The 3,910-nt window shown below is 60.0% G+C and carries 5 protein-coding genes; 1 reads left to right on the top strand and 4 read right to left on the bottom strand.

Annotated elements, in window-relative coordinates; all coding sequences use genetic code 11:
• Positions 1 to 422: 422 nt before the first annotated feature.
• From AVHM3334_RS23300 to AVHM3334_RS23315, 4 genes are all read right to left on the bottom strand, one after another.
• Positions 423 to 746 carry a hypothetical protein gene (locus AVHM3334_RS23300; RefSeq protein ID WP_284415821.1) on the bottom strand — a complete coding sequence of 108 codons (324 nt, stop codon included), beginning with the start codon at positions 744 to 746 and terminating at the stop codon, positions 423 to 425.
• A 5-nt stretch (positions 747 to 751) separates the two neighbouring features.
• Positions 752 to 1,147, bottom strand: a complete 396-nt coding sequence (locus AVHM3334_RS23305) for a phage holin family protein (RefSeq protein ID WP_284415822.1) — start codon at positions 1,145 to 1,147, stop codon at positions 752 to 754.
• Positions 1,148 to 1,190: 43 nt separating this feature from the next.
• Entirely contained in the window at positions 1,191 to 1,499 is a 309-nt protein-coding gene (locus tag AVHM3334_RS23310) for an ElaB/YgaM/YqjD family protein (protein WP_284415823.1), read from the bottom strand.
• A 125-nt stretch (positions 1,500 to 1,624) separates the two neighbouring features.
• Positions 1,625 to 2,728: an NAD(P)/FAD-dependent oxidoreductase gene (locus tag AVHM3334_RS23315; RefSeq protein WP_284415824.1), complete on the bottom strand. Its 1,104-nt coding sequence runs from the start codon at positions 2,726 to 2,728 to the stop codon at positions 1,625 to 1,627.
• A 111-nt stretch (positions 2,729 to 2,839) separates the two neighbouring features.
• Between AVHM3334_RS23315 and AVHM3334_RS23320 the strand changes: the two genes are divergently transcribed.
• Positions 2,840 to 3,787: an IS481 family transposase gene (locus AVHM3334_RS23320; protein ID WP_284415825.1), complete on the top strand. Its 948-nt coding sequence runs from the start codon at positions 2,840 to 2,842 to the stop codon at positions 3,785 to 3,787.
• Positions 3,788 to 3,910: the final 123 nt, after the last annotated feature.

Here is a 3,910-nt window from a genome sequence, read left to right on the forward strand (position 1 = left end):
TTGGGAATCTTGCGCAGCGCCGCGGACTTGGCCGCGATCGCCGCGTTCTTCATCTTCGTCTTGCTGATTGGCATACATGCTCCCGGTCGTCATGCTATGCCTCGCACACAAAAATCCGGACACGCTCCATCAGCTTCGTTACGGCGCTGCGCTACATCGTGGATGAGTGGCTGTGGAGCTCAGGATCGCGTACTCCTGGGGCCATCCCGGCCAAGCTCGCAGCCATGAGAAAGAACATCCGCCGCTTCGTGCTGCCGCCTCGAAGATCCCACAGGCGGTATCCGCGTGAGGTTCGAATGACCAAGACACAGTATCCCGTCAAGAAAAATGCCGCTCAGCCTTAACTGAGCGGCATTGGCCACGAGGGTCCTATTCTTCGACTGTTGGACATTGCCGCTTTAGAGCGAATGTCTCTCGCCTGTTCAACGTCGCATGCGCATGACAAGCGGCATTACCAGTCCCGCCCAACGTATCAGTCGCGACGGGCCCGCCACGACTGCCAGCCCGGCGGCCACTGCCACCGCAGCAGGATGGGACCGGGCAAACGCCAGCAGCCGAATACTCAAAGGCGTGTCCGGATCGTTGGCTTGCTGTTGTTCTTGAGCCGCCTGCACCTGCACAGCCTGCGAATGGGCTGCGCGACGAGCCCTCAGCCGCTGGCGTTGCAGCGCAATACGCTCCAGAACTCGCTGCTGGCTATCATTTGGAGCGGTAGCTCCGTGACTGATGTTCGGTTGAGATGCCATGCCGGTTACAGCCTTTCCTTGATATCGCGCCAATCCTGCGCCAGCTCCTGTCGGGTCAATGCAAATGCATTGCCGGCCTTCCGCGCAATGGAGATGAGAGCGATCAGGGCCGCAGCCCAGAGAACCAACCACGTACCGGCGACGAGCCAACCGATCATGGCACGCTGGGGGGAATCCCAAAATTGCACCAGGATGGCGAGAGAGGCGAGCACCATGGTCACCACGGTCAAACCACCGAGGGCGATCACCAGCACCACCATCAGGCCCAAGCGGCGTTTTTGATCGGCCCATTCCAGTCTTGCCAGATCCAGCCGGTCTTCCGCGGCAATGGCCCCTTCGATGACTGCAGCGCGCCATCGCACCACCCAGCCATCCAGACCTAGAAGTGCCAACCAATTCATGCGCGCCTCTCTTGAGCCATCAGGTGATTGTTATGAGATGGATTTAACGACGTGCCAGCAAGAAGCCGACCAAAGCGCCTGCAGCCAGCGCTGCCGTTGCTACGCGCCATGGTTCGTCGTGCGCATAACGGTCAGCAGCACGGGCTGCTTCCTTGGCTTGATAAGCCGCATCTTGCGCAGCACGCACTGCGGAATCGCGCACCGAATGCATTCCATCATCCAGGCGTTGGCGAAGTTGCTTGATTTCAGGAACGCTGTCCAAATCCTTGCTCGACAGAAGACCTCGCAAATCGGAGACCAGTTTTTCCAATTCGTTTTGTGCGGAAGACAGGGTGTTGGATGCAGAAGTCATGAAGAAGCCTTTCATAGCATGGAATAAAGGTAATCCGCCCTCCCCGGTGAGGCTGTAGGCGGATATCCCATCTTAGTCACACCCTTTACACAGAGCCGTAGGCCATGACCGCTTGACTGAGAAAGTCAGCAACAGGCCTTCTCCGCGACATGCTCTGCCAGCGACAAAGCCCTGGTCAAGCCCGGGGACTCGATGCCAAACAGTTGAACGAGACCACGCACGCCATGCGTTTCCTGCTCCTGGATGCAGAAATCAGCCGCAGGCTCGTCGGGGCCGTGGATTTTGGGTCGAATGCCTGCGTAGCCCGGCACCAGCGCCCCATCGCGCAACCCAGGCCAGTAACGGAGCACTTCCGCGTAGAAGCCATCTCCTCGCGCCGGATCCACGGTGAGATCGTCCGCTGAATCCACCCACTGCACATCGGGGCCGAATTTGGCTTGCCCACCCATGTCGAGCGTCAAATGCACACCCAACCCTGCCGCTTCAGGCACGGGATAGATCAACCGGGAAAACGGCGGTACTCCCGTGAGCACAAAGTAGTTACCTTTGGCATAGCGCGCCTTGGGAACATGACGGAGATCCAGGCCACGAATCCGAGATGCCAAGGCCGGCGCTTGAAGACCTGCAGCGTTGATCAAAACGCGCGTTTGGAGCCGCGTGCCATCAATCGCTTCTAAAACGATAGCACCACCATCAATCTCTGCATGCGCTACCGGAGAATTCAGAGCCACGATCCCCCCAGCGTTTTCAAGATCGCCTTGAAGAGACAGCATGAGGGCATGGCTGTCCACAATGCCTGTGCTGGGTGACAGGAGTGCGGACATGCATTCGAGCGCCGGCTCCAGAATCTTTGCTTGTTCCCGCGTCAGCCATTGCAGATCGGATACTCCGTTGGCAAGAGCACGCTGTTGAATGCCGCCCAGCGCTTCCACCTGGTCATCGGAGGTGGCAACGATCAGCTTGCCGCAGCGCCGGTGAGGAATACCTCTCGATTCGCAGTACGCGTACAGCATGTCACGACCCTCTACGCAAAACCGCGCTTTGAGCGAGCCCTTGGCGTAATAAATTCCGGCATGAATCACTTCGCTGTTGCGTGAACTGGTGCCGGTCCCGATGGCCTCCGCCGCCTCCAAAACCAGCACTTCATGGCCACGCAAAGCCAAAGCCCTTGCCACTGCCAAACCCACCACGCCCGCACCGACCACCACGCAATCCACGGCGTCCGTCACGCGCGTTCTCTAGCTGTGAAGCTTCAATAGGTTGTATCCGGTGTTCATCCGGGTTGGATTTGAGAGACTGGAAGTCGCCAAACACCCAATCGACTCAGGACACCCAACCGGATGAACACCCATAAGCATGCCCGACTTACCTTCGCCCGCCGACTTGAGATGGTTCAACAGATGACCATTCATGGCCAGGACGCCGCCCAGGCAGCTCTCGCCCAAGGCGTCACCGCTCAGACAGCCAGGAAGTGGCTGGGCAGGTATCTGAGCGGTGGCGAAGCCGCCCTGGCCGATGCATCCTCCAGGCCAACGCGCTCGCCCCGGGCCATCGACGAGTCCAAGGCGCTGCTCATCGTCGAGTTGCGCCGCCGTCGGATGCTGCAGTCGCGCACTGCCAGTCATGCAGGGGTCTGTGCCTCCACCGTCAGCCGTGTGCTGGCCCGCGCTGGCCTGTCTCGGCTCAGCGACCTGCAGCCTGCTGAGCCGGTGATTCGCTACGAGCACGAGGCACCTGGGGACATGCTGCACATCGACACCAAGAAGCTCGGGCGTATCGTTCGGCCCAGCCATCGCGTGACCGGCAACCGAGGCGACTCGGTGGATGGCGCGGGCTGGGAGACGCTGTTCGTGGCCATCGACGACCACGCCCGCATCGCCTTTACCGCCATGCACCCCGACGAGAAGAAACAGGAGGCGGTCGAGTTCCTGCAGAACGCGGTGGCGTACTACGCGGGGCTGGGCGTGCACGTCAAACGGCTGCTGACGGACAACGGAGCGGCCTTCCGGTCCAAGGAGTTTGCTGCTGCCTGCAAAGCCTTGGGAGTGCAGCACAAGTTCACCAGGCCGTACCGGCCGCAGACCAATGGCAAAGCCGAGCGGTTCATCCAGTCGGCTTTGCGAGAGTGGGCTTACGGCTGGACGTACCAGAACTCAGCCGAGCGGACCACTGCCCTGGCGAGCTGGCAGCACCACTACAACTGGTACAGGCCGCACAGCGGCATTGGTCAAGTCGCTCCGATGTCCAGGCTCAAATCTGCAAATAACCTCTTGACGGTTCACATCTAGTGTCCCGTCCCGCTGATAAGTGAGCAAAGTCGATGCAGCTTTTCGAGCATCGAATCCGCGGTGGCGGTCCACCTGAAGGGTTGGCAGTTGGCGTTGTAGGCGGTGACGAAGTGGTCGATGCGT

The organism is Acidovorax sp. SUPP3334 (assembly GCF_030159055.1).
Lineage (GTDB): Bacteria > Pseudomonadota > Gammaproteobacteria > Burkholderiales > Burkholderiaceae_C > Paracidovorax.

Coding starts and splice junctions, on each gene's coding strand:
- AVHM3334_RS23300 (WP_284415821.1), bottom strand. CDS start 746: ATGGCATCTCAACCGAACATCAGTCACGGAGCTACCGCTCCAAATGAT.
- AVHM3334_RS23305 (WP_284415822.1), bottom strand. CDS start 1,147: ATGAATTGGTTGGCACTTCTAGGTCTGGATGGCTGGGTGGTGCGATGG.
- AVHM3334_RS23310 (WP_284415823.1), bottom strand. CDS start 1,499: ATGACTTCTGCATCCAACACCCTGTCTTCCGCACAAAACGAATTGGAA.
- AVHM3334_RS23320 (WP_284415825.1), top strand. CDS start 2,840: ATGAACACCCATAAGCATGCCCGACTTACCTTCGCCCGCCGACTTGAG.